Genomic DNA, 25450 nt, shown 5'->3' on the forward strand with positions numbered 1-25450 from the left:
ACATTCGTTTTTTATCCCCGATTTTCCCATTCCCTACTTCAAGTTATTTTTCCTGATATCCACCAGCGTAGTCAATCACGCAGATTGTTCTGTATGCTTTGTGAGTTCCATAAGCAACACCAGAAACTTTGAAAGCGCCGTTAAAAATATTTTTTCGATGACCGCGATCGCGCACACCATCATCAATAATTAATTGCATAACGATATCTTGAGCGGTGTTTGGGCCATAACTGATATTTTCACCTGCGGTTGTTTGCCATTTACCATAGCGATTGATGCGAGTAAAAGGGTTGCTACCATCGCTACCATCATGACCTGTAACACCTCTTGGGCCTTGGTCTTTAACGTGGTCTTTTGCTCCTAAAGACATACCCTTTGATGCACTCAAGGCTCCTATAGGACGTGCTGATTTCAGAAATGCGATCGCTTCATCAACTGCCTTAACTCCTTCTTGAGTTCGCAAATAAGTATTATTAGAAATTTTGACTCGGTTCCCCTCAAAACGCTTTCTATAGTTTTCCAGAATCGGGAGATATGACTTAGGATTTGTTCTGACCTTATTTGTCTCAACAATTACCTGTTGTTCTAGTGGTGAAAGATAACTCGCCTTTGCTAACAAAGTTGGACTAGTTTGTATTGCTGGATTAGGGTTGGCTATAGAGGGGTTAGATTGCAAAAGTTGATCTGAGCAGCCCAATATCAAGGCAATTGGCAAAAATACCCAAAATTTCATGCGACGCATACATTACCTCACAATTTTTCTATGGATTAATTTAGTGAATTAGAAGAAATAAGAATTTTCAACGCACAGATAAATCTGTGGAAGCTTCCAACGTTAGAAACGATATCAAGAACTTAAATGAGTTTGCCAAAGAAAGCGCAGATTAAAGCGCCAGTAATTATAGATAAAGTTGTACTTACCTTTGTTCCTAAAGTGTTACAAATCCATCACTTAATACCTGTTGTAACATTAACAACAATAAAACGTAAATAATAACCAAAATCTTTTTAATTTCTGACGCCTGCTTGCAAATTTACACTTTCAGAAACCAGCGTTGCCGATACATTAGAACACCAACAGCCCACCACAACAACACAGTGACTAGGGCAAATAACAGGGAACCATTCAGCACCCCCGCCCAAGATGCGAAAAAATTCTGGTAAATCCAATTGTAGGTAGTGGGAGCGTCTTTGCCAGCGCCAATAGTGGTTTTGACTAAGATTTTAATCAACAAAACTGATGCAACGAAAAGAGCGATCGCATTTAAGCCCATAATTTCAAAAGGCTTACTCCAGCGACGCATCAACCGGACTTCGATGAATTCATAACAAGCTGCTAGCAACAGTAATGCCCAACCGCTGCTAAAGAACACATAAGAACTTGTCCACAGCTTTTTGTTAATAGGGAATGTCCACCCCCACGCCCAACCGATAATTAAGCAACCAACTCCAAATAATGCTAAACCTGTACTTGTGCGTGACTGTACAGGTTGACTGCGTATCCATTGACCAGTGAAGTAGCCAACGAGGACACTTACTATGGCAGGAATAGTACTGAAGAGTCCCTCTGGATCTCCCATGAATTTGAAACCATCAGCCTTGTATAAATGTGCTTTGGGAATAATCAGGCGGTCAACATAAGCACCGAAATTACCTTCCCGCGTCAAAACTCCCGCACCGTATTCTGGCACTGGTAAATACGTCATCGCTAACCAGTAGCCGATAAGTAGAACTGCTGCAAGTATCCATTGACCTTTACGCGGAAGGTTGAGAACAGCTAGAGAAGCCAGCAGATAGGTAAGGCTAATGCGCTGCAACACTCCCATAATGCGAATGCTACTCAAATCAAAAGTCCAAATACCCTGATTCCAAAAGCCATTTAATAGCAATCCCAAGGCAAAGAGAATGGCCGCACGGCGCAATATCCGCCCGTAAACAATTGAGGTTGGTTTATTGCCTTCAGTGTATTTTGACAGCGAAAAAGTCATCGCTACACCAACAATGAACAGAAAGAAGGGAAATACCAAATCAGTTGGTGTGCAACCGTGCCAATCGGCGTGGGCTAAGGGAGGATATACATCATCTGCGACACCCGCCATATTGACGAGAATCATCGCCGCGATGGTAATGCCGCGAAAAACATCCAATGAAGTCAGGCGCATAAGCGGAATTTTGTGTTAGATGAGTATCTAAGCTACTCCCCTTGATGCAGGTAATCAAGCAAAATTTATAAACTTGGATACAAGGTAAAATTTTGTTAAGTAATTACCACTATTTGCTATGCCAATCAAAGTTGGAGATACCGCTCCTAATTTCACTCTACCTGCCCAAAACGGCTCAACAGTAAGCCTCCAAGACTTTCGCGGCAACAAAGCTGTTGTCTTATATTTTTATCCCAAAGATGATACACCTGGATGTACGGCTGAATCTTGCGCTTTTCGCGATCAGTATGAAGTGTTTAAAACCGCTGGCGCTGAAGTTGTCGGCGTCAGTGCTGATTCCAGTGAATCTCACCAGCGATTTGCTGCGAAATACAATCTACCTTTTACTCTGTTAACTGACAAAGGCGACCAAGTACGAAAGCTATATGGCGCAACAGCAGCCTTTGGCTTATTCCCTGGTCGCGTTACTTACGTCATTGACCAACAGGGAGTTGTGCAATACGTTTTTGATTCAATGTTTAACTTTAAAGGTCATGTTGAAGAAGCACTGAAAACTTTGCAACAGATTGCAAAATAAGGATTGGGGATTGGGGATTGGGAAACTCTCTCCCTCATCCCCCTACTCCCTATTTAGAATGCGACTTTTCCGGCATAACAATATTAGCGTGGCTTGCCTTGCCATTCTTGCCGTTAGTATGACCGTTACCATTGCGGGGATGAATTACGCCATAACCGCCGTGGTTACGTTCGTAAATGACATTAATCTCTCCAGTTTCAGAATTGTGGAACATATAAAAATCGTGTCCTACGAGTTGCAGCTGTTCCAAGGCTTCTGCAAGGGTCATCGGTGGCATAGAAAAATATTTGGTGCGGACAACTTCGTTGGGTAATTCGGGAGTGCGATCGCCAATTAAATCTGTAACTACCGTCTCTGCAACAACTACTTCTGTTGGTAGAGCTTGAGTTTTCTGGTCTTGGCGCCGTTCTTTGTATTTCCGCAGTTGACGGGCAATTTTATCTGCAACTAAGTCAATGCTGGCGTATAGGTTTTCGCTACTTTCCTCGGCACGAATCACGCTACCGTTAGCATAAATAGTTACTTCAGCTGCTTGTCTTGTATTAATTCGGGGATTCCGGGCGACGCTAAGATGCACATCCACTTCATTTGTAAGGCTCTGAAAGTGACTAACTGCTTTTTCAATCTTTTGATGTACATACTCACGAATCGCATCGGTGATTTCAATATTTTTGCCGTGGATGACAAGCTTCATGTAATACTCTCCCGCTGAATATTTGGATGTGTGAATTTGCTTTGTATGAAAAGAAATTGCGGTAAGGTTTATTATTCCCGCCAAAACAAATTGTGAACTATATTGTATATAGTGCTGGTAAGCTGTCTCTCAGCTTCCTGCATTTGAGTTGTTGTCAAGTATACCCTTGATTTACCTCCTTATCTCTGCGCTGATATCCAATTCGATATCCACTTAGAACTCTTAGGTGAGGCAATCTGAATGGTAGCTCCTATGAGTACCCTCTTCTTGAAAGCAACGCTTACAGAACTGTTGATAGTTGCTCCTTCTGTGTTCGGTTGAAGTTTGCTTGCTGTTGTTAAATAATACAAGTCTTTGTGGAAGTTTGATCCTGTTTGAAATGCAAACAATTTTATGAGAATCATCAGCCAGTGCATTCGTCTTTATCGTCTTGGCATGATGCTTATTGCAGAGAATTCCTCCTAAAAACCTATTGAGGTTAATATTCAACCTAGCACTTTGTATTTTCTAATGCAGGTTCCCTTGACTTTCCTTTAAAATCCTTTGCAAAGCTTAATATTTTTTGACTCTAATCCTGTAACTTGAAATATATTTAGTCCTTATTACAGTTGATTTTCGGCATGATTCATAGTATTAAATCAGAGAAAAACCGTTGTTTGTTGTATAACCAAGGATTAATGTCTTACTTAAAAGCTCATGGATGGCAGCGATCGCTCCTCACTGAGCGCATCCATGACCCTAATCTAGATGACGTGTTAATTTTACTAGAGCATCCACCTGTCTATACTCTCGGACAAGGAAGCAACTCAGATTTTCTCAAATTTGATATTGACAAAAGTTTATATGATGTGCATCGAATTGAAAGAGGCGGCGAGGTTACTTACCATTGTCCTGGCCAATTGGTAGGCTATCCAATTTTAAATCTGCAAAGTTATCGTAAAGACCTTCATTGGTATTTACGGCAACTCGAAGAAGTAATCATTCGTGTATTGGCAGTTTATGGTTTGCAGGGAGAAAGAATTCCGGCTTTTACTGGCGTTTGGTTACAAGGGCGAAAAGTTGCAGCGATTGGGATTAAAGTCAGCCGTTGGGTTACTATGCACGGCTTTGCATTAAATGTTTGTCCAGACATGACAGGCTTTGAGCGCATTGTACCCTGCGGTATTTCTGATAAACCTGTAGGCAGTTTAGTCGAATGGATTCCAGGTATCACCTGCCAAGAAGTGCGTTTTTATGTAGCACAGTCCTTTGCGGAAGTCTTTGGTGTGGAATTAATCGAATCTCAACCTCAAGAATTTTTCCAGCCTGAGTAAATTCAGCTTGTAATTATGTAAGAAATACTATAGTAGTCCGATTTAAATTGTGAGACACTTGTGAGAGCAGTCAATGTTTAATAGTATCAAAATCAGGAGGTAAGAGGTAAGAGGTAAGAGGTAGGAAGCAGTAGGCAGAAATAACCCATATTTAGAAGCGCAAGACTTAGGCTATGAAGGCTTTGTGTCTGGCTCTATGCGTCTCAATACAATTTTTATTTTAAAACTGGGTATAAAAACTAGAACTACTATTTAACTGCGATTGTCGAAGCTAAAATTTGATTATTTACAAATTTCTATACTAACTTTTTACGGCTGTAAAGCACAATTTTGCGCGTGAATTACTCAAATAATCTCCAGGTATATGCCCCATCGTTAACGTCTCTGAGAGAACGTGATTGGACAGCTTTGATAGAACTATTTGATAGAGACGACGGTGATGAAATTGAAGCCGACATCAGTGGTAGCTTGTTTTGGCTGATACCTGAACCTTGTTGGGAAGACGATCCCTTTGAATTCTTACGCGAGTACCTTTAATGAGTAATGAGTTATGAGTTATGAGTATAAAAGAAGCCTTTAACTCCTAACTCCTAACTCTTAACTATCTAACGTTGAGGCGACTGAGGAAAATACGTAGGCGATCGCTTTGGGGATTAGTCAGTACTTCGTAAGCTGGGCCTTGTTCTGTCACAATACCTTTATCTAAAAATATTACCTGATGGGCTACTTCTTTTGCAAACTGCATTTCATGGGTGACAACCACCATTGTCATCCCTTCTGAGGCTAATTGCTGCATCACTTGCAAAACTTCGCCGACGAGTTCAGGATCTAGGGCGCTGGTGGGTTCGTCAAATAGCATAACTTGGGGATTCATGCATAAACTGCGGGCGATCGCTACTCGTTGTTTTTGTCCGCCAGAAAGTTGTTCGGGATAAGCAGAGGCTTTGTCAGATAGGCCAACTTTTTCTAAATATAATCTCGCTAGTTGGGCGCTTTCTTTCGGTGTTTTACCCAAGACTTTCCGAGGTGCGAGTGTCATATTTTCCAGGACGCTGAGATGGGGAAACAGGTTGAATTGCTGGAAAACCATGCCTACTTGTGTTCGTAGTTCCCGCAGTTGGCTATAGTTGACAGTGGGCCTAGATAAGTTGATTCCGTTGATGATTAAATGCCCGTTGTCAATGGTTTCTAGGCGGTTGAAGCAGCGTAGTAGGGTACTTTTACCACAACCAGAAGAACCGATAACTGCAACGACTTCTCCCCGGTTGATTTCGCCAGTGATTCCTTTGAGAACTTTCAGGGAACCAAAGTTTTTTTCGATATTGTCAAAAATAATCGCAGGGATGGTATTGTTCATTACTTGTATTAAGCTGCTTTACAGTTGATTGTAAGGTTTTCAGGCTACCGCAGAGGCGCAGAGGAAGAGAGAAAATAATATGGCTAAATTTAGTTTTATCCGTTGGCTGCACTTATTTCTAGCTATAAGTTTTAGCTGTTTGTTACTGGTTAGCTGTGGTGTGAACTCTAGCGCGGGGAAAACTCTGCGGGTTGCTACGGAACCTGCGTTTCCACCTTTTGAGTTTAAAGGACAAGGTGGTGAGTTGCAGGGTTTTTCGATTGATTTGATGAATGCGATCGCTACTGCTGCTAACTTTAAAGTGAATTTTCAAAGTCTGCCTTTTGATGGCATTATTCCAGCTTTAGCAGCCAAAACGGTAGATGCAGCCATTAGTTCGATCACGATTACTGAGGAGAGGGCGAAGGCTGTTTCTTTTTCCCGCCCCTATTTTAAGGCTGGGTTAGCGATCGCAATTCGCACAGATAATCAAGATATTACTGGTTTTGACAGTCTCAAAAATAAAAAAATTGCGGTACAAATTGGTACAACTGGGGCTGCAAAGGCTAAAGGTGTTCCTGGGGTACAAATTCGCAGTTTTGATTCAGCGCCTTTAGCTTTACAAGAATTGCTTAATGGAAATGTGGATGCGGTAATTAATGATGCACCTGTTACTTTATATGCAATTAATACGGGCAATCTCCAGGGAATTAAAGTAGTACAGCAATTGCTGACGGAGGAGTTTTACGGGATTGCTACAGCTAAAAATTCACCGAATTTAGCATTAATAAATAATGGTTTAGATAGGGTTTTGAAAAATGGTACTTATTCCAAAATTTATCAAAAATGGTTTAAAGTTGAACCACCTCTATTACCAACTAAATCGCCATTTGAAAATCAAAATAACGCTGGTGCGCCTAAAATATTAACTTCAATTGGCGTGATTTTGCAGGCTTTACCAAGTCTATTGCAGGGTGCATTAGTAACATTGCAATTAACGATACTTTCTGTAGTATTTGGTTTAATTGGCGGTTCCCTAATTGGTATTGTTCGCCTTTCTCATATTGCGCCTGTGCGTTGGGTGGCGAGGGCGTATGTAGATTTTTTCCGGGGAACGCCTTTGTTGGTGCAAATTTTTATGATTTACTTTGGATTACCTGCAATTTTGCAAGAAGTTGGTTTGACATTTACTTTCGATCGTCTCACTGCTGGAGTAATTGCCTTAAGTTTGAATAGTGCTGCATATATTGCCGAGGTTGTCCGTGCGGGTATTCAATCAATTGAAACAGGACAAGCAGAAGCAGCACAATCATTAGGTTTAAGTTCTATACAAACCATGATTTATATTATCTTTCCCCAAGCTTTTCGGCGGATGATTCCACCTTTGGGTAATGAGTTTATCAGTTTGTTGAAAGATACTAGCTTAGTTTCTGTGATTGGGTTTGAGGAATTACTACGTAAAGGACAGTTAATTGTTGCTGACAATTATCGTGCCTTTGAGATTTACGCAGGTGTAGCGGTGGTTTATTTATGTTTAACGTTACTTTCTTCACAGGCATTTAGTCGCTTAGAAGTGTGGATGAATCCAGTGAAAAGCCAGAAGAAATATGATAACAATAATTTTAATTAGGGTGTCTTAATACCTCAATAGATGAGATAAAACAGCTTATTTATTAACAGAGTGTTTCGGAAATATGATAGTGAATTGCAATAGCAATTGGAGTATTTTCTCGTGTTATATCTACTTACATCGGCTATCATATCAATGGTAAAATTGGGGGTAGCATTGTGGTGTTGCAAATCTTGTTGTTTCTCATAGCAATGATTTTGCATCTAAACATGAGTGACTCGTAAGAGCAAAGAAGCAAGAAAACACTGACTGATTCAGGATAAAAGAGCCTTTGCCATTTATGTAAACCACATTCTGCAGGTGTTAGGGCGAAACAAGTGTCGTTTAAAATTGTAGTAATTGGTACTTCTTTAGGCGGATTATCAGCATTGAAAATTATCCTGGGGAATTTACCAGTAGATTTTCCTGTGCCGATCGCGATCGTGCAACACCGTCATAAAGAGTCTAGTAACACCCTCCAAGATTTATTGCAAGAATCCACTTTGTTGAAAATTCGCGAAGTGGAAGACAAGGACGAAATACAAACAGGATATATCTACATAGCTCCAGCAGATTATCATTTACTGGTTGAACCAGGTCACTTTGCCCTTTCGACTGATGAACCTGTTTCTTATGCCAGACCGTCTATTGATGTGCTGTTTGAGTCGGCAGCCGATGTCTACACAGAGGAAGTTATTGGTGTAATATTGACAGGAGCAAACCAAGATGGTATGCAGGGCCTTAAGAAAATAAAAGCGCGGGGAGGAATTACTATTGTACAAGAACCTACCACGGCGGAGAGCGACATTATGCCAGAAGCAGCAATTTCTGCTGTTACAGTAGACTGGATTTTGACACTCTCAAACATTGCTTCTCAGATGGTTAAACTTTGTCATTCATCACAGAAATAAACCGATGCAGATGGAACCCAAAGTCAACATCCTCCTAGTGGATGATAAACTAGAAAATTTGTTGGCACTAGAGGCAATCCTAGAAAAACTAGGGGAAAATCTTGTGAGAGCTACTTCTGGGGAAGAAGCTTTGCGGTGTCTGCTGCATCAAGACTTTGCAGTGATTTTGCTGGATGTGCAAATGCCTGGGATGGATGGCTTTGAAACTGCTACCCTAATTCGCAATCGGGGGCGATCGCGTCACACTCCAATTATCTTTCTCACTGCTTTTAGCACCAGCGACCAAATGCTGTTTAAAGGCTATGCCTTGGGTGCAGTTGATTATTTGCTCAAACCATTAGACCCCAATATCTTGACTTCTAAAGTCATAGTATTTGTAGAACTTTTTAAGAAAACAGAAGCCGTCAAGGAACAAGCAGCGCAGCTGGTAGCTGTGAATACTGAACTCAGACAAAGTGAAGAACGATTCCGATCGCTAAGTACCTGCTCACCCGTAGGCATTTTTGAAACTGATACTGAAGGCAACTGTAAATATACTAATCCCCGCTATCAGACAATTTGTGGCTTGAAAGCGGCAGAAAGTTTAGAAAAGAGATGGTTGGAATCTGTTTATCTAGAAGATAGAGAACGAGCGATCGCCAGTTGGTCTGCTTACATTTGCGAAGGTCGGGACTACTCAGAAGAATTTCGCTTTCAAACTACTCAAACTAGCATCCGTTGGGTTCAAGTCCGCTCATCACCGATGCTTTCCAGTCAAGGAGAATTGCTGGGATATGTAGGCACTCTTGAAGATATCACTGAACGCAAACAAGCAGAAGAAGTCCGCGCTCAAGTAATTCGAGAACAGACTGCTAGACAAGAAGCAGAAGCGGCAAATCGGATGAAAGATGAGTTTCTGGCTGTTCTCTCCCATGAACTCCGCACACCCCTAACCTCGATGCTAGGCTGGTCAAAAATCCTCCGCGCCAAGAAACTTGACGACAAAGCCACTTCCCGCGCCTTGGAGGCGATCGAACGCAACGCCATATCTCAGATGCAGCTAATTGAGGATATCTTGGATGTATCCCGGATTATCCGCGGTCAGTTGCGGTTAAACGTATCTGCGGTGAATCTAATCTCGGTGATGGAGGCAGCCTTAGAGGCAGTGCGTCCCCTAGCAGAACCAAAAGATATTCAATTAAGTACTGTGCTGGATACAACGGTCGGGTCAGTTTATGGCGATCCAGCCCGTTTACAGCAAATAGTTTGGAATCTACTAACTAATGCCATTAAATTTACCCCTAAAGGTGGCAAAGTAGAAGTTAAGCTGTCAACCTATTTTGGATTTTCGATTTCAGATTTTGGATTGGGATCTGATAGTGAAAATTTAGAATCTTCAAACACTGATGAAAACAGTAATCTAAGATCCCAAATTCCAAATTCAAAATCCCAGTATGCTCAAATCCAAGTTATCGATACAGGCATTGGTATCAGTTCCGAGTTTTTACCCAAAGTATTTGAGCGTTTTCGCCAAGCAGACAGTACCACAACGCGATCGCACAATGGCTTAGGACTAGGACTCGCGATCGTCCGTCATCTAGTAGAACTGCATAAGGGTACAATCCTTGCCCAAAGTTCAGGTAGTGGACAAGGAGCAACCTTTACAGTGAGACTACCACTACTACAAGACAATAGGGGAAATAGAGAAGCAACAGGAAAAATTTCATCTCCTGTAGCATCTACACCCCTGGCTGGATTAAGAGTTTTAGTTGTAGATGATGAGGCAGATACCCGTAACTTTCTCAGTTTTATGTTTGAGGAATATGGGGCTTTTGCCACTGCGGTAGGATCGGTTGATGAAGCCCTAGCAGTACTTGAACAAACAAAACCAGATATCCTAATTAGCGACATCGGCATGTCAGAGCAAGATGGTTATACACTAATTCGGAAACTACGCTCTTTAGAACCAGAAAAAGGCGGACGCATCCCAGCGATCGCGTTAACAGCATACACGCGAGAAGAAGACCGCTTGGAAGTACTTTCAGCAGGGTTTCAGCAGCATTTATCTAAGCCAATTGACCCTAATAAATTGATTGCTGCGGTCGCCAATATATTAGAACTGCCTCTGGAGGTTCCAGTGAGTTGATTTGGAATTGGGGACTGGGGACTGGGAGAAGAATTTTCCCCTCCGCTCCCTGCACCCTGCCTCTTTTCAATGCCCAATGCCCAATCAAGACAAAGTTAGAGCGTGTTTTTTCAGTTCGTCTAAAGAAACCACTTCCAAAGCTCTGGCATGAGTTGCTGAAAGTATTACAGGTGGGGCAACACCAGCTTCCAGAGCTTCTTGCCAGCGAGAAGCACACAAACACCAGCGATCGCCAGGCTTCAATCCAGGAAAATTAAAATCAGGAACAGCTGTGCTAAGGTCGTTTCCCCGCGATTTGGTAAACTCCAAGAATTCTGGTGTTACTTGGGCACATACGACATGCGACCCGAAATCTTGACCACCTGTACGACAAAAACCGTCGCGGTAAAATCCTGTCACGGGAGAAGTACAACAAACCTCTAGGTTTCCATCGATTACATTTTTAGCGTCTGTCATAGTTAATTCAATCTAGAATATCTTTCTTTATCTTTGCATTTTTTAGAATTCTATAGTATGATCGTAACTTGTGGCACCTGGAGAGGTGGCCGAGTGGTTTAAGGCGCAGACCTGGAAAGTCTGTTTAGGGAAACTTAACGGGGGTTCGAATCCCCCCCTCTCCGTTCTCAAGCCTAAGTCTAAATATATAGTTTGAACCATAGTTCTACAAATACTCAGGTTCAGTAAGAAGCATATCTGAAATTTAGACTAAATAACCGCCTTCAAAGAACAGAATAGGGGATGCAATTAAACACAGTCCCCAATTTACAGAAGCACCAAAGAACCACATACTTTCATCTCCCACATTTAGGGAAGCCAAGCGGATGGGCATGTCATCGTTCCCAGTGGTCTGTTTCTTTGAGAGTGGCCATTATAAGAAACGCTAAAAAACGTCGTTCAAAACCTTGATGATTGTGAAGAGTAGTTACTAAACATTGCCTAAATTGAATCTCTTGAGGCAATTTTCAATTGCTTTGTAACGGAATAATAAGGGTTGTGGCTTATCCACAAAATACTGCTTAATTTCTCTTTTAAGCAGTATTTTGTCAAGTGCGTATAGCGGTTCTCATTCAGATGAAGTACAACATTATACCGCAAGGGGTACGGGAGGTGTGGGAGGATGGGGAAGAAGTCTTACCCCCCACACTCCCCACACTCCTCTTCCCCTGAAGCCTACACTATGCGTGAGAAATCCAGGTTACGGGTGTACCTTACTAGGTTGGGAAATGCTATAACTTTCTGGATGAATGCTACTAAAACCTCGACTAAGATTGTGGAACCCACACAGAAACAGAGCCAGCACTGCATCGAAAATCAGCCCAGCCCTCATCATTCGTTGTCACAGGTTCGCTGATATGTTCAGTAATATCAATGTAAGTGCTGTTGGGTTGCCCAACTTCCATCCACTTAGTCCCTTCTCCTCCATTACTCAGAACAACTGCCATACCGCCAGGATGTTCTTCATCTCCTAAGCGTGTCCAGGCGATTGTATTGGCGTGATCGAAGTAATCGTATTGGTCGCCATAGGCATAGGTTTGACGAACGTGCAAAAATTTATCAATTATCCATTTATGACTATCGAGCCAAATCTCATACTCATTGCCATCTGGCCCCTTATCTTTGTAATTAGCACCATAGTAATCCGCATAGAAGATACAGGGATAACCCTCACTTCGCAGTAGGATCAACGCATAAGCTAACGGTTTAAACCAGCCTTCCACTACAGATTCCAACGACTGCAAGGGTTGAGAATCATGGTTGTCAACTAAGGTGACGGCTAAAGCAGGTTGCTGTTGCACCAAGGTGTTATCAAATATCTGCCGCATATCGTAGTCATTGCCTTGTTTGCTGGCAGCGCTAAAGTTATAGTGCAATGGCGCATCAAACAGCAACACATCGCCACCGGTGACGCTAATGAAATGGTGCAGCGCTTCAACTTCATAAGACCAATACTCACCGACGGCAAAAAGATCGCGACCAGCCTTTTGGCGACAGTGTTGCAGCCATTCTGGGAAAAAGCCAGCTCTAACATGTTTAACGGCATCAAAACGAAAGCCATCTACATCAGTGGTTTCTACAAACCACTCACCCCAGCGATTCAACTCCTCGCGAACTTCTGCACTTTCCATATCCAGATCGCATCCCATAAGATAGTCGAAAGCGCCTTTTTCCAGGTCAACGTTATCATCAAATTTTTTATCTTTGAATAGATAAACTGCGTTCTCGCCTTCGTTGTAAACGTTGTAATCAACCGCGTCGAAGTGCCACCAGTGCCATTCCATATCGGAGTATTTGCCTTGGCGACCTGGAAAGGTAAAGTGAGTCCACACTTTAATTGTTTGCATCTCACCGATGGGCTGGGTGCGATCGTCTGGACTATAGGGCGTTGCTTCCACTTCTTCTTCTTGATCTGCACCTAACTTGTGGTTAAGCACAACATCTGCATACACTCGAATGCCAGCAGCTTTTGCCGCTTTAACAGCAGCGATATACTCGTCTTTTGTGCCGTACTTTGTCCGAACCGAGCCTTTCTGGTCAAACTCGCCTAGATCGTATATGTCATAGACTCCATAGCCGACATCGTAGCCACCCCCTGTTCCTTTGTAAGCTGGGGGTAGCCAAACAGATGTAACACCTGCATCAGCTAACTCTTTGACTTTATCTTTAAATTCATTCCAAAGATTGCCATCTGGAGGGATATACCAATGGAAGTACTGCATCATTACACCATTCAGTTGAGCCATGTGTATCCCTCTGGTAAGATATATTGTTAATTTGGATTGTTATGGTCAAGACTACATCTTAAGTTTTGTTTCGTGCTTCCCCCTCAAGAGATAAAAAAGTCTCTAAAAAACTGCGCTCAAGTTATATTGTTTTCTTCTGTGGCTGACAGTTCTTCAGCTAAGTTTTTCTGGAGTGCTTCCAATACTGCGATCGGGTCAGCCGGTTCCTGCATCGATTTCGCTTCCGAATCAAGTCGATTTATCACATCAGGCAAATCGGTACGGAGTTCTTCTAATAAAGCAATAATCTTGGCAATTTTTTGCTCGGAGAGCAGGTTAAGCTGTAGCATCAATTGCGCCCGTTGTTCGGCAAAGTTTTCTTGGCGAGTTTGTCGTACCAGTACTCCGGTTGAGATCACCAATGACGCTGCGTCTAAGCCTTGACCTGACCAGCTAAACGAGGGGAGATTGAATGGCAAAAAGCGATCGAAAAAACTGCTAAAAATCCAGATAGCCAATATGATTAGCAAACTATACATAAATATCGATCGCCCAAAGAATGTAGCGATCGCTTCTAGTATCCGCTGATGGACGGGAATATCTCGAACTTCCTGGGCATGAAGTGAAATAATCGCTTCAATATTTTTTGCAATCGGGTCTGGTAATGGAACCGTGATCACTTGATTTCGAGAAGCTTTGTCTTTGAGTTTGTTAGCATCTGAATTGAAGTGTCTGTTCGCTGTGTCGTCTGCGTCATCGGTCATGCACCAACTCCTGAATCTGGATGTTACTCGATTATTGCTTATCTTCCACCGACATCGCGTCGCATCCCAATACTGCTCGATTATTTAGATTTAGAACTAGAAAAATTAAATATGATTTTCAAATAAAAGGTTAAAGGGGAAAGGGGAAAGGGGAAAGGGATGAACAGGTCACGCCACTTGCGGGCGTTAGCGGAGCGGGACGCAGTACGGTTTTTACCTTTCCCCCTTCCCATTCTTCATAAATCGACTTTAGGGGCATACAGATGTACGCCCCTAATAGGTATTTCGTAAAACCAAGGGTATTGAGTTCTAAGGCACCTCAATGGGAATCAAAGCATTTTCTGGCAAGTAGTTGGAAAAACGCCCTTCATCTGCAAGTACCACAATCAGGCGCAGAGAATAATCTGGCGGTACTTGCAAGTCTGCCCACGGTACTGCCAACTCTAAACAACTATTTAAGGCTACTTGAGCGCGACTAAAACGGGGCTGCCATTGATAATTGTCTCCAGCTTCCCGAAACTGAATCGATTGCGTCAGCAAGTTAACTTCTAAAAGGTGGTGGAAAAGATAATTGAGTGGGGCTGCATCTGGTACATCTGCTAAGGGGACTGGGCTATTGACCATTGTTTTTTCTGGATAGAACCACAGTAGATTCAACTCTGTTGGCAAATCCTGTCCTGGTGCAGCACCACTTTTAAAGTCCAGCCGCAAATAGAAATTTAAGTGATCGGCCCCATACCAAAGTCGCTGGATGACGCTGCTATTGTGCATCGTTCCCCGCGCCCCGCCGATTTCTATGCGTCCAGCTTTGTCCCAATCTTGCTCATCACCTTTACCATCGATCACAGGATGAATAAACCCTTGTGGGGCGTGGTTTGCCTGTGCTTCGTGGTTTTCTACTGGTTGCTTAAGATAGGGCGGTACGGGTTCATTTAATGCTTTGTAAATGCCAAACAGATGTTCTCGAAACAACTGGTCAAAGATGGCATCCTGATTTGACGAGTGTCCTGCACCAAACCACCAAAACCAGTCGGAACCCTCGGCGGCATACAATGCTTCCCACGCTTCGGGGTTGTTTTCTTCCGTTGCTTCGGGATGACTTGCCAGCATTTTTCTTGCTTCTGTCAAATAATCCCAAGCACGATTTTTGGCGGGATCGCCGATCCAAGTGGTGAAACTGCTATCTACCCAAGAACCACTATGTAGTTGTCCTCCGGGGATGGTGGCTGTGGCTGGAAATTCTTCGAGAAATTCGGAGACAGTAACGAGTTTGAGGTGGGGTTCATCACTCAAGCTTTGATACAAAGCTTCTAAGAAGGGTTTGCCATCTTGGGGATAAAATTCCCAACAATTCTCACCATCCAAAGCAATGGTAACTAGCCAAGGTTGTTCGCTATGACTATCTCTTTGCATTTTAGCGATCGCTTGCAAATGTCCCACTAAATCTGCTGCTGCCTTTTTTGCTGGCATGGCGCTATAAGTAAAGCCAATCAAATCTGATAATCTGTGGTCGCGAAACACGATTGACAAGTCACCCTCGGCGGTTTGTAGGCGATACGGTCGGTACAACAATTCTGGTTGCTGCACATTCCCCGCCCCATCCCGATGAAAAAAGTGTTTCAGCGTCCATCCTAAGACGGCTTCATCTGAGCATATCCACTTAAAGCCTTGGTTAATAATGTGTGGAAGTACTGCTGGACTTACTGATTGTTCCGAAGGCCACAAACCACGAGGGATCTGTCCAAAGCGTTCTTGATAAAAGTTCCAAGCTTTTCGCAAGTGGCGGGGAATATCTTCTGCCCACTCAAAGCGTTGCTTTGGTAGTGTCATATTGGGCACAGCTACTCGTCCAGAGTTAGTATCAGCTAGTAAAGGTAAAATCGGGTGAGTGTAAGGCGTGGTAGTAACTTCTAGCTGTCCCGCCTCCTGCATTTTCCGATGTTGGGGGATAATCCGGCTGAGAATTTCTCGCTGTTTGGAATAAATGCGCTGGCGATCGCTTAAAGTAAAATTCCGTCCCTGTTTTAACCAAGCAGCAATTTCTGGGTCATCCCAAAATAGCGGATCGATCCAAGCCAAATTGTGCCAAGCTAGCAAATCGCCATAATCTGGCAATTCCCAATTTGCTAAACACCAAGCTTGCCCTTTTTCCTGCCTTTGGTAGTACAACTGAGCATAGCGGGGATGAGGGTCAATCAGAGTATGGTGATTGGCATCAAAAAAGTGTTGGATGATGAATTCTCGCTGTTGCTGGGTGAGTTGTTCATCTGGTGTCAAACTGGCCGTGAGGTAAGGGTCAAAAGCAGTGCCAGCAATATAATCTTCTAGTTGCAATATCAACGATGGAACTAAATTCACCGTTTGGTGTAATTTAGGATACTGCTCTAAGAGCAATACTAAATCCAAATAATCTTTAGTCCCATGTAAACGTACCCAAGGTAGACGGTAGTGCTGACTCGAAGATAGCGAAACGCCGCTGCCAGGGGATTTGTACAGCGGCTGATGTTGATGCCAGATAAAAGCAATGTAGAGAGGATGGGACATAGGAATAGTTAGGAGTTAAGAATGAGGAGTTAGGAGTTGATTCAAAACTCATAACTCCTAACTCCTAACTCCTAACTTTTACACCACTTGCTCAATTTCTGCAATTTCGGGAATCATTTCCTTAAGACGGCGCTCAATCCCCATTCTTAGGGTCATTGCAGAACTGGGACAAGAACCACAAGCACCTTGTAGCCGCAGTTTTACAACAGGCCCATCGAGTTCTACGAGTTCCACATTGCCGCCATCAGACATAAGATAAGGGCGCATTTCATCTAAAACTGTTTCAACGTTGTCAATTGTGAGTTCCATAGTTTAGACCTGCTAAGTTAGGGATGGGCATTGGGCAAAACAGTTCTGAGTTCCGTTAGCGGTAATGGGGCATTTAGCCCGTTCCCAGTCCTGAGTAAAGAAATGAGATTCCCCACTCAGCACTCAGCACTTTTGAGGGGCATTGGGCATTGAATAATCATGATCCCTTGACCAGATGCGCTGTTACTCATTTGCCATTATCCAAAATTTTATTTTTCAGCTTTGTTAAATCGATCCTAAATCTAATTGCCGCTAGATTGTCAGGTGTCAGTTTTTAATGACTTTTGACTAAACCACTGCTGATTTTAGCAACTTGATAGTTAGATTAGCTGAACAATTCGTAGTGCAAGCCCTCCTACTCTACTTTAGCGTTTAAAGTACTGAAGAGAATGCAAGGAGGTGAAGACAAGGAAGGTTTTTTTCCAATACCCCTCAAGAGTGCTGAGTAATGAGTACTGAGTCATGAGTTTGGATACTTGGTAATACTGGGTTTTGAGTTTTAAACTTTAAAGTTTTTTAGTAATTATTATTTAATAACCATATTAGGCATGGGGCAAAACAGTTCCGAGTTGTGAGTAAGGAATCCTACTCATGACTCAGCACTCATTACTCAGCACTACTTGTTGAGTCGCTATCATTAGACGAAACCATAACTGGTTGTTGATATAGTGGCACCGTGAATGTGACTGTTGAGCCAAGTCCTTCACCCAAACTATAAAAATGTACCTCGCCGCCCATAGCCTCCACTAACTTCTGGGATATTACCAGTCCCAAACCTGTGCCGCCGTACTGGCGAGTGCGGGAGCCATCCACCTGAGAGAATAATTGAAATAGTTTATCTTGTTTGTCTAAAGAAACACCAATACCTGTGTCTGCTACACGTACTCTCACCATGCCAGGAAATTGCTGATCTTGAAAGTTCGCCTTTTTGAGTACTAAATCGGCACTGACAGTAACGCCGCCTTCATGGGTGAACTTGATGGCATTGTTCACCAAATTAAGCATCACTTGTAGCAACCGTTGATAGTTGCTTTGGACAATGATTTCATCGGAGGTAGCAGGCATTTGCATCCGAAAGCTGAGGTTTTTCATTTGTGCTTGGGGACGCATGAAACCTTCTACATGACTGAATAGCTCATCTAGTTTGACTGGCGCATAAGTTAGCTCCATTTTGCCGGCTTCGATTTTGGCAATGTCCAAAATGTCGTTGATGATGTTCAGCAGATGTATCGATAAGTGGTGAGCTTCTGCTAAAAACTGGTTTTGTTCTTCTGGGTCATCAGCCATCCCTTCCAGAATCAGCTTCAAAAAGCCAATCATCCCGTTGAGGGGGGTACGAATTTCATGGGATACATTGGCCAGAAACTCACTTTTGAGGCGGGAAGCTTCTTCGGCTTTTTGACGCGCTATTTCTAATTCTTCATATAAAGTAGCATGTGCGATCGCAGTTCCCAATTGATCTGCTGCTTCTTTGGCTAGTTCTAATTCCGATTCTGTTAATGTGTAGCATTCATCTTGCCAATTCAAGGCAATCAATCCATTGGCTTGGTCTTGATAACAAGTCGCAACCACCAAAGTTTTCTGCCGCCCAGACCCCATATATCCAGCCACTTCCATCACAACTGGTTCTAGAGTTGTCAAGGCTTGAGCAAAGGCAGCCTCAGAAGCGATATCTATGTCTGAGCCAAGCATTGATTTGAGGTCTGGCTGGCGATACTCAGCCTTTACTTGCACTTTTGAGCTTGAGGGCTGATAAGGACAAATAATGCAGCGCTCTAGCCGCAATGCTTTCCCCAAACTGTCAACTGTTTGCTGCCAAATAATATTTAAATCTAATGTCCGGCGAATATTTCTGGTAATGCGATTTACGAGTTTTTGGTGTTGCTGTGAACGTAGAGCCAACTCTATCTGTGTGGGTGTTTTTGATGCCACACGCGCTTGTTTTTTGTTGAGTGTCGCTTGCACTAAGCGTCCCATTACTAAAACTGTAGTGGCAGTGGTTCCCAAACTCGGCATAATCGGACTAATCACTAAGTCCAACTCAAATAATTCCTGGTGGTAGCTAAACCAACACTGAAACCTTTCTGGCACTAAATTTGTCAAAATTCGATGCAATCGTTCCAAATAACTAACCTTATCCACCGGGGCAAAGGTTTGAGTCTGGTTTAGATCGTCAACTATTTTTTCAGTATTTAACCCCAGAAGTTCGCTGTACTGCCAACAAAAGGTCAGATAGCGTCCTGCCCCATCTTGCGTATAAATCAACTCGGCTCCTAGAGTTGGTAATAAGCCGTCAGTCTTACTGGTAATAGATTCCAGATTTTGGGAAAATACATTCGGCAATTGGGAATTGGCAGTAATAGTCATTAATTGAGTTGGATAGACAAAGGGTGTCCGACCGTAATTTTACTAAAGCCGCTCAAATTTATACATAAATTTTTACAGCTTTTTTGTGTTTGATTGCGTATTTTTTGGCGTTCTGAAAACCAGATTGGCAAACTTTACTTTTTTGACTTGCATTGACAGTTGACTAATGGCGTCAATCGTTCCATTCGCCGCGAGGAGGAACAGGAGTACGCACAGGTGTGCGCGTTAGTTCGTCATCTCTGAGGATTTCACCCCGCAACCACTGGCGAATCGCAACTTCAATTACCTTACTTGGGTCATTCGTAAGATGCTGAATTTGCTCTAGTAACTCTGAGTCCAAGCGGACAGCAATTTCTACCTTATCGGTTTGTGTGTTTCCCGCTTCGGTAGTTTTTTCTTGCATATTCATAGGTTTATATACTCTGAATTCTCTGAATTGGTTTGGTCTAAAGCTTTGTAAAGTAGTTATATTCATCATTTGGGCTAATTTACTGAAAAATCTTTAAGGGCACAGTTAAATAGTTCCCTGAAATAGCACCAAAGTAACAGCTTAAAGTTTCAAATCGCATTTTTCATATAACTGACTAGACAATGACTTTAGAAGAGTTGCTGATAAATCAGTGATTTTGAGCAATTACAGGTCGCAATTGCTCGCGATCGCTACACGATCCCTACATGTACTTATTTACATTTATTGTACGCTCCTAGCTGTTGAATACTAGCAACGACAAATAGACTTTCATAATATTCTTAAAAGTCCACCTATTGAGATCGAAAGTTAAAGATGGGGTGAAGGGGGCAAGAGGGGCAGGGGAGGCAGGGGAAGCAGGGGAAGCAGGGGAAGAATAATAACTCCTAACTCCTAACTCCCCACTCAGTACTCGGAACTCAGCACTAAAAGCGGAGCGTCTTGGCTAAGAAAGCATTAAAATACATTAAGTAAATTACCCTTTTAACTTTGGTTGCTGCTAAGGCAAAGATAGTATATGACTGACGTTCCCGCAGTTCGCATTCGCAATTTTTGTATTATTGCTCACATCGACCACGGGAAATCAACCCTCGCCGATCGCTTGCTACAAGCTACTGGCACTGTTGAAGACCGACAGATGAAGGAACAGTTTCTCGATAACATGGATCTGGAACGGGAGCGCGGCATTACGATTAAGCTGCAAGCTGCCCGGATGAATTACACAGCTAAAGATGGTCAGCAGTATGTACTGAATTTAATTGACACTCCTGGGCATGTGGATTTCTCGTATGAAGTTTCTCGCTCTCTTGTTGCTTGTGAAGGAGCGCTATTGGTAGTAGATGCGTCCCAAGGTGTGGAAGCACAAACTTTGGCGAATGTATATTTAGCGTTAGAGAGTAACCTGGAAATTATTCCGGTTTTGAATAAAATCGATTTGCCGGGGGCTGAACCAGAACGGGTAATTGGCGAAATTGAAGAAATTATCGGTCTAGATTGTAGTGGTGCAATTCTGGCTTCTGCTAAAGAAGGAATTGGAATTGATGAGATTTTAGAAGCAGTTGTTGAACGGATACCGCCACCGCCCAATACCATAAATGAGCGCTTACGAGCGTTAATTTTTGATAGCTATTACGACAGTTACCGGGGAGTGATTGTCTATTTCCGGGTGATGGATGGCACAGTGAAAAAAGGCGATCGCATCCATTTAATGGCATCAGGTAAAGAATTTGAAATTGATGAGTTGGGTGTCCTTTCTCCCACTCAAAAGCAAGTTGATGAACTGCACGCCGGGGAAGTAGGCTATTTGGGAGCGGCAATTAAAGCTGTCGCTGATGCACGGGTAGGAGACACAATTACCCTCAGTAAGGCGAAAGCGGAGTCACCTTTACCAGGTTACGCAGAAGCGAACCCAATGGTTTTTTGCGGGATGTTCCCCATTGATGCCGATCAATTTGAAGATTTGCGGGAAGCCTTGGAAAAGCTAGAACTCAACGATGCAGCGCTACACTATGAACCAGAAACTTCCAGCGCGATGGGTTTTGGCTTCCGTTGTGGGTTCTTGGGTTTGCTGCACATGGAAATTGTTCAGGAACGCTTAGAGCGAGAGTATAACCTAGATTTAATCATTACAGCGCCCTCGGTAGTTTATAAGGTGATTACCCTCAAAGGTGAGGAACTGTACATCGATAATCCTAGCCGTTTACCTTCTCCCAACGATCGCGAAAGAATTGAAGAACCCTACGTCCAAGTAGAGATGATTACGCCAGAAACTTATGTTGGCAGCTTGATGGAGTTGTCACAAAATCGCCGTGGCATCTTCAAAGATATGAAATATCTCACCCAAGGACGAACCACCCTTACTTATGAGTTACCTTTGGCGGAAGTTGTAACTGACTTTTTCGACCAGATGAAATCGCGATCGCGCGGTTATGCCAGTATGGAATATCACATCATCGGCTACCGTGAAAATCCTTTGGTGAAGCTGGATATCATGATTAACGGCGATCCTGTGGATTCCTTGGCGATGATTGTGCATCGAGATAAAGCTTACAACGTCGGGCGGGCAATGGCAGAAAAACTCAAGGAATTAATTCCCCGTCATCAATTCAAAGTGCCAATTCAGGCATCTATTGGTAGTAAAGTTATTGCCAGTGAACATATCCCGGCTTTGCGGAAAGATGTGCTAGCCAAATGCTACGGTGGTGACATCAGTCGGAAGAAAAAACTTTTACAGAAGCAAGCAAAAGGTAAAAAGCGGATGAAATCTGTAGGGACTGTAGATGTACCCCAGGAAGCCTTTATGGCAGTACTGCGGTTAGATCAAAACTAATAGGAGTCAGGAGTCAGAATTCAGGAGTCAGAATTCAGGAGTCAGAGTGGCGGATATCGCTACGCAAAGCGAGTCCGCGTACTCCTGCAAAGAAGCAAGCTAGTACCGCAAGGCGGAAGTCAAAAATCAAAAGAATTGTATTCCAAGCTCTTACACTATTTGAAATGGTCTGTTTATTTACGCCGTGCTGTACTAGCAAGAGCGTCTAAATCTACTATTTTCAGTCCCCCACCAAATTTTGTTATTCTGAATTCTGTATTCTTCTTCAACGTTCATTAATTTTCATTACAAAAGCCTCAAATGAGTTCCAGCCTGCTGTTGGTAGGTTTAATCATTCTTAAGTGTGTCTCTAGTGCGGGATTTCTAACAGAAAAAATGATAATTTATTTTAGAAATTCAAAACATCATGAGTCGCAAGCAAGCCCAAGAACAACTCTCTGAGGCAGAACAAAAGTATCGCACTCTGGTAGAACAAATTCCCGGTGTTGTTTATGTCTCACCCATTAATGACACAACTAAAGAAGCTTATATTAGTCCACAACTGCAACAGTTATTAGGCATTGCCCCCGAAGACTGGAATTCTGGTTTCTTCAAAAGTTGGTTAGATTTCACTCATCCAGACGATCGCGATCGCTTTTGGCAAGCTGTAAAGACTACAATTGACACCGGAGAGCCTTTGAGTGTCGAATATCGGATGATCAGGCGCGATGGCAAAACAATTTGGGTACGAAACCAAGCCAATCTCGTTTTATGTGCCGATGGAGAAACTCAGGTACTTCAGGGTTTAGTGTTTGATATTAGCGAACGCAAACAGGTAGAAGCCTCACTGCAAGAAAGCGAAGCGCGTTATCGTGCCATACTTGAAGACCAAACAGAACTGATTGCTAGATGCTTGCCCGATGGCACTTTTACCTACGTTAATGAAGCTTTTTGTCGATTTTTTGGACTGAAGCAAGAAGAGATTATCGCCCAACACTACGAACCGATTGTGTTTGAAGAAGATCGGGAACGTGTATTGAGTCTGGTAAATTCCATTAGTTTAGAAAATCCCATGACTACCCTGGAAAATCGGGCCATAACTTGCCAAGGGATACGGTGGACACAGTGGATTGTTCGTGGGATATTTGATGACCGGGGAACAATTGTAGAACTTCAATCTGTTGGACGAGATGTTACTGACCTCAAATTGGTAGAACAAGCTTTAAGTGAAAATGAGCAAAAATTCCGGGCGATCTTCAATCAAACTATTCAATTTATTGGATTGCTTCAGCCGGATGGAATTGTATTAGAAGCTAACCAAACAGCACTAGATTTTGCTGGAGTTGCTCGAGAAGAAGTAGTTGGCAAGCTATTTTGGGAAGCAAAGTGGTGGACAAATTCTCCAAATACCCAATCGCAATTAAAAGCTGCGATCGCAGATGCTGCTAATGGTGAATCCATTCGCTATGAAGTTGAAGTTTTAGGTCGAGATCGGGAAGCGATCGCAATTGATTTCTCAGTACGTCCGATACTCGATGAAACCGGGCGTGTGACATTACTCATCTCAGAGGGACGAGATATTACTGAATATCAAGCTGCCCTGCATGAACGCTACAAAGCTGAAGAAGCATTGCGCTCAAGCCAAGACTTTCTGCAAAAGGTTGCTAATAGTGTACCGCATATTTTGTATCTGTTTGACCTTTTAAAAGGAACAAGTGTTTATCTGAACGAGAAGAGTGTGACAGTTTTAGGCTACTCTCCAGAAGAATTTTGTAACGCCGATCCCCAGTGGTTTATAAATTGCTTTCATCCAGACGATCAACACCTCTGCCATAACTTATCAACTCGCTTTGTCCACCTTCAAGATAATGAAGTACTTTCTACCGAATACCGATTCCGACACAAAAATGGAGAGTGGCGTTGGCTGAATACACGAGAAGTAGTATTTACTAGAGATGCTAACGGCACTCCAACGCAGATTCTTGGTTCGGTAGAAGATATTAGTACTCGTAAAGAAGCTGAAGTGATGTTGCGACAGCAGGCTGAGGGAGAACGGCTAATTACTGAAGTAACTCAACAGATTCGACAATCACTGAATTTGGAAGAAGTTCTGAATACAACAGTCAACAGTATTCGCCAGTGCTTGGGTTCAGATTCCGTAGCTATCTACCAGTTAGAATCTGACGGAAATGGACATTTTGCGGCCGAATCAGTTCGTGATGACTATCCTCAGAGATTAGAACTGACAATGCACCCATTTTCGCTGAACCGAGATTTTAGCGACTATTACCAGGGATTACCGAAAGTCTTCCATGAGATTCAGGAGTCTGATTTTTCAGCCAATCTTTTTGAGTTATTACAACTCTATCAGATTAAAGCTGCTATAATAGTGCCGATTTTAAATGGGGATCATTTATGGGGTTTACTCATTGTTCACCAGTGTGTAGCACCTCGTTACTGGCAAGAATTTGAAGTTAATTTATTGCAGCAGTTGGCAAGTCAGGTAGCGATCGCGATTCATCAATCAGTACTCTACCAGCAAGTGCAAGCTGCCAATGAAGAATTGCAAAGATTAGCTACCCTAGATGGCTTGACTCAAATAGCCAATCGCCGCCGATTTGATGAGTATCTGGAAGCTGAGTGGCATCGACTCAAACGCGAACAAGTGTCACTGTCTTTAATTTTGTTCGATGTCGATTTTTTTAAACTCTACAATGATACTTATGGTCATTTAGCGGGGGACGATTGTTTGCGGCAATTAGCAAGTGCCCTGAAAAATATTGTCAAGCGTCCAGCCGATTTAGTCGCCCGTTACGGTGGGGAAGAATTTGCGGTCATTCTGCCTAATACAAATATTCAAGGAGCAATCTGTGTAGCTCAAATTATTGGACAAGCAATCCGCGACTTAGCCATTCCCCATGCTCAGTCTCGCGTGTGCGATCGCGTTACCGTTAGTCTAGGCGTTGTCAGCATTGTACCAAATTCCGAAATTTCGCCGCCAGACTTGATTAATGCAGCAGATAAAGCACTTTATATCGCTAAACAGCAAGGGCGCGATCGATTTCATGCTGTTTCCGTCGTTACTCCTTCTTAAAGCCTGAGTTGCAAAACAGGCAATAGTCCTAATTACGAATTACGAATTAGTAGCATATTACTTCCTATCCTTAGCCTACAGTTGATAACCTTTAATGAAATCACTGTTAAAAAATCTAAAAATTTTAGTAAAAGTACTCACTACATTC

Annotated in this window: 21 protein-coding genes and 1 tRNA gene; 10 read left to right on the top strand and 12 right to left on the bottom strand. The window is 42.8% G+C overall.

Translation table 11 applies throughout. The annotated features are described in order from the left end of the window. Positions 1-43: 43 nt before the first annotated feature. Together FD723_RS30320 and FD723_RS30325 are read right to left on the bottom strand one after the other, a co-directional pair. On the bottom strand, positions 44-742 hold the full coding sequence (locus FD723_RS30320; RefSeq protein WP_179068655.1) for a CAP domain-containing protein: 699 nt from the start codon (positions 740-742) through the stop codon (positions 44-46). 292 nt (positions 743-1034) lie between these two features. Further along, positions 1035-2162, bottom strand: coding sequence for an acyltransferase family protein (locus FD723_RS30325; RefSeq protein ID WP_179068656.1), 1128 nt, complete (start codon positions 2160-2162; stop codon positions 1035-1037). Between the two features lie 118 nt (positions 2163-2280). Here FD723_RS30325 and FD723_RS30330 point away from each other — a divergent pair, with 118 nt between their 5' ends. Next, entirely contained in the window at positions 2281-2739 is a 459-nt protein-coding gene (locus FD723_RS30330; protein WP_179068657.1) for a peroxiredoxin, read from the top strand. Positions 2740-2788: 49 nt separating this feature from the next. Here the strand turns inward: FD723_RS30330 and hpf are convergent, their stop codons facing one another. After that, positions 2789-3433, bottom strand: coding sequence for a ribosome hibernation-promoting factor, HPF/YfiA family (hpf, locus tag FD723_RS30335; protein WP_179068658.1), 645 nt, complete (start codon positions 3431-3433; stop codon positions 2789-2791). A gap of 620 nt (positions 3434-4053) precedes the next feature. Here hpf and lipB point away from each other — a divergent pair. Both lipB and FD723_RS30345 read left to right on the top strand, forming a co-directional pair. Beyond that, entirely contained in the window at positions 4054-4746 is a 693-nt protein-coding gene (gene lipB, locus FD723_RS30340) for a lipoyl(octanoyl) transferase LipB (RefSeq protein WP_179068659.1), read from the top strand. Positions 4747-5082: 336 nt separating this feature from the next. Then, entirely contained in the window at positions 5083-5283 is a 201-nt protein-coding gene (locus FD723_RS30345) for a hypothetical protein (RefSeq protein WP_179068660.1), read from the top strand. Between the two features lie 64 nt (positions 5284-5347). On the opposite strand, the gene FD723_RS30350 is transcribed toward FD723_RS30345, so the two are convergent. Then, the gene (locus FD723_RS30350) at positions 5348-6103 is read right to left on the bottom strand and encodes an amino acid ABC transporter ATP-binding protein (protein WP_179068661.1); all 756 of its coding nucleotides are present in this window, start codon (positions 6101-6103) and stop codon (positions 5348-5350) included. 79 nt (positions 6104-6182) lie between these two features. Between FD723_RS30350 and FD723_RS30355 the strand changes: the two genes are divergently transcribed. The 4 genes from FD723_RS30355 to FD723_RS30370 all read left to right on the top strand — a co-directional run bounded on the left by FD723_RS30355 (position 6183) and on the right by FD723_RS30370 (position 10727). Beyond that, positions 6183-7712, top strand: a complete 1530-nt coding sequence (locus tag FD723_RS30355; RefSeq protein WP_179068662.1) for an ABC transporter permease subunit — start codon at positions 6183-6185, stop codon at positions 7710-7712. 131 nt (positions 7713-7843) lie between these two features. Further along, positions 7844-7936: a hypothetical protein gene (locus tag FD723_RS43210; RefSeq protein WP_256875236.1), complete on the top strand. Its 93-nt coding sequence runs from the start codon at positions 7844-7846 to the stop codon at positions 7934-7936. Between the two features lie 93 nt (positions 7937-8029). After that, positions 8030-8602, top strand: coding sequence for a chemotaxis protein CheB (locus tag FD723_RS30365; RefSeq protein ID WP_179068663.1), 573 nt, complete (start codon positions 8030-8032; stop codon positions 8600-8602). 4 nt (positions 8603-8606) lie between these two features. Continuing rightward, the gene (locus tag FD723_RS30370; protein WP_179068664.1) at positions 8607-10727 is read left to right on the top strand and encodes a response regulator; all 2121 of its coding nucleotides are present in this window, start codon (positions 8607-8609) and stop codon (positions 10725-10727) included. An 84-nt stretch (positions 10728-10811) separates the two neighbouring features. Here FD723_RS30370 and FD723_RS30375 read toward each other — a convergent pair whose 3' ends face one another. After that, on the bottom strand, positions 10812-11183 hold the full coding sequence (locus tag FD723_RS30375; protein WP_179068665.1) for a DUF2237 family protein: 372 nt from the start codon (positions 11181-11183) through the stop codon (positions 10812-10814). Between the two features lie 79 nt (positions 11184-11262). Here FD723_RS30375 and FD723_RS30380 point away from each other — a divergent pair. Further along, a tRNA-Ser gene (locus FD723_RS30380) sits at positions 11263-11347 on the top strand. Positions 11348-11427: 80 nt separating this feature from the next. Here FD723_RS30380 and FD723_RS43215 read toward each other — a convergent pair. The 7 genes from FD723_RS43215 to FD723_RS30410 form a co-directional block, all read right to left on the bottom strand. Further along, positions 11428-11556, bottom strand: coding sequence for a hypothetical protein (locus FD723_RS43215; RefSeq protein ID WP_256874972.1), 129 nt, complete (start codon positions 11554-11556; stop codon positions 11428-11430). Positions 11557-11989: 433 nt separating this feature from the next. Next, positions 11990-13468: an alpha-amylase gene (locus tag FD723_RS30385; protein WP_179068666.1), complete on the bottom strand. Its 1479-nt coding sequence runs from the start codon at positions 13466-13468 to the stop codon at positions 11990-11992. Between the two features lie 116 nt (positions 13469-13584). Beyond that, positions 13585-14211 carry a DUF1003 domain-containing protein gene (locus FD723_RS30390; RefSeq protein WP_179068667.1) on the bottom strand — a complete coding sequence of 209 codons (627 nt, stop codon included), beginning with the start codon at positions 14209-14211 and terminating at the stop codon, positions 13585-13587. A 309-nt stretch (positions 14212-14520) separates the two neighbouring features. Then, positions 14521-16755: a glycoside hydrolase gene (locus tag FD723_RS30395; protein WP_179068668.1), complete on the bottom strand. Its 2235-nt coding sequence runs from the start codon at positions 16753-16755 to the stop codon at positions 14521-14523. Positions 16756-16833: 78 nt separating this feature from the next. After that, a complete protein-coding gene (locus tag FD723_RS30400) occupies positions 16834-17064 on the bottom strand; it encodes a NifU family protein (RefSeq protein ID WP_012408256.1) in 231 nt (76 codons plus the stop codon). A 606-nt stretch (positions 17065-17670) separates the two neighbouring features. Next, entirely contained in the window at positions 17671-19431 is a 1761-nt protein-coding gene (locus FD723_RS30405; RefSeq protein WP_179068669.1) for a cell wall metabolism sensor histidine kinase WalK, read from the bottom strand. A 172-nt stretch (positions 19432-19603) separates the two neighbouring features. Continuing rightward, positions 19604-19840 carry a hypothetical protein gene (locus tag FD723_RS30410; RefSeq protein ID WP_179068670.1) on the bottom strand — a complete coding sequence of 79 codons (237 nt, stop codon included), beginning with the start codon at positions 19838-19840 and terminating at the stop codon, positions 19604-19606. A gap of 577 nt (positions 19841-20417) precedes the next feature. On the opposite strand from FD723_RS30410, the gene lepA reads away from it, so the two are divergent. Both lepA and FD723_RS30420 read left to right on the top strand, forming a co-directional pair. Beyond that, positions 20418-22229, top strand: a complete 1812-nt coding sequence (gene lepA / locus FD723_RS30415) for a translation elongation factor 4 (protein ID WP_179068671.1) — start codon at positions 20418-20420, stop codon at positions 22227-22229. Between the two features lie 406 nt (positions 22230-22635). Continuing rightward, complete coding sequence (locus FD723_RS30420; protein WP_179068672.1) at positions 22636-25302, top strand: PAS domain S-box protein; 2667 nt, start codon at positions 22636-22638, stop codon at positions 25300-25302. Positions 25303-25450 lie beyond the last annotated feature (148 nt).

The sequence above is a fragment of the Nostoc sp. C052 genome (assembly GCF_013393905.1).
GTDB lineage: Bacteria > Cyanobacteriota > Cyanobacteriia > Cyanobacteriales > Nostocaceae > Nostoc.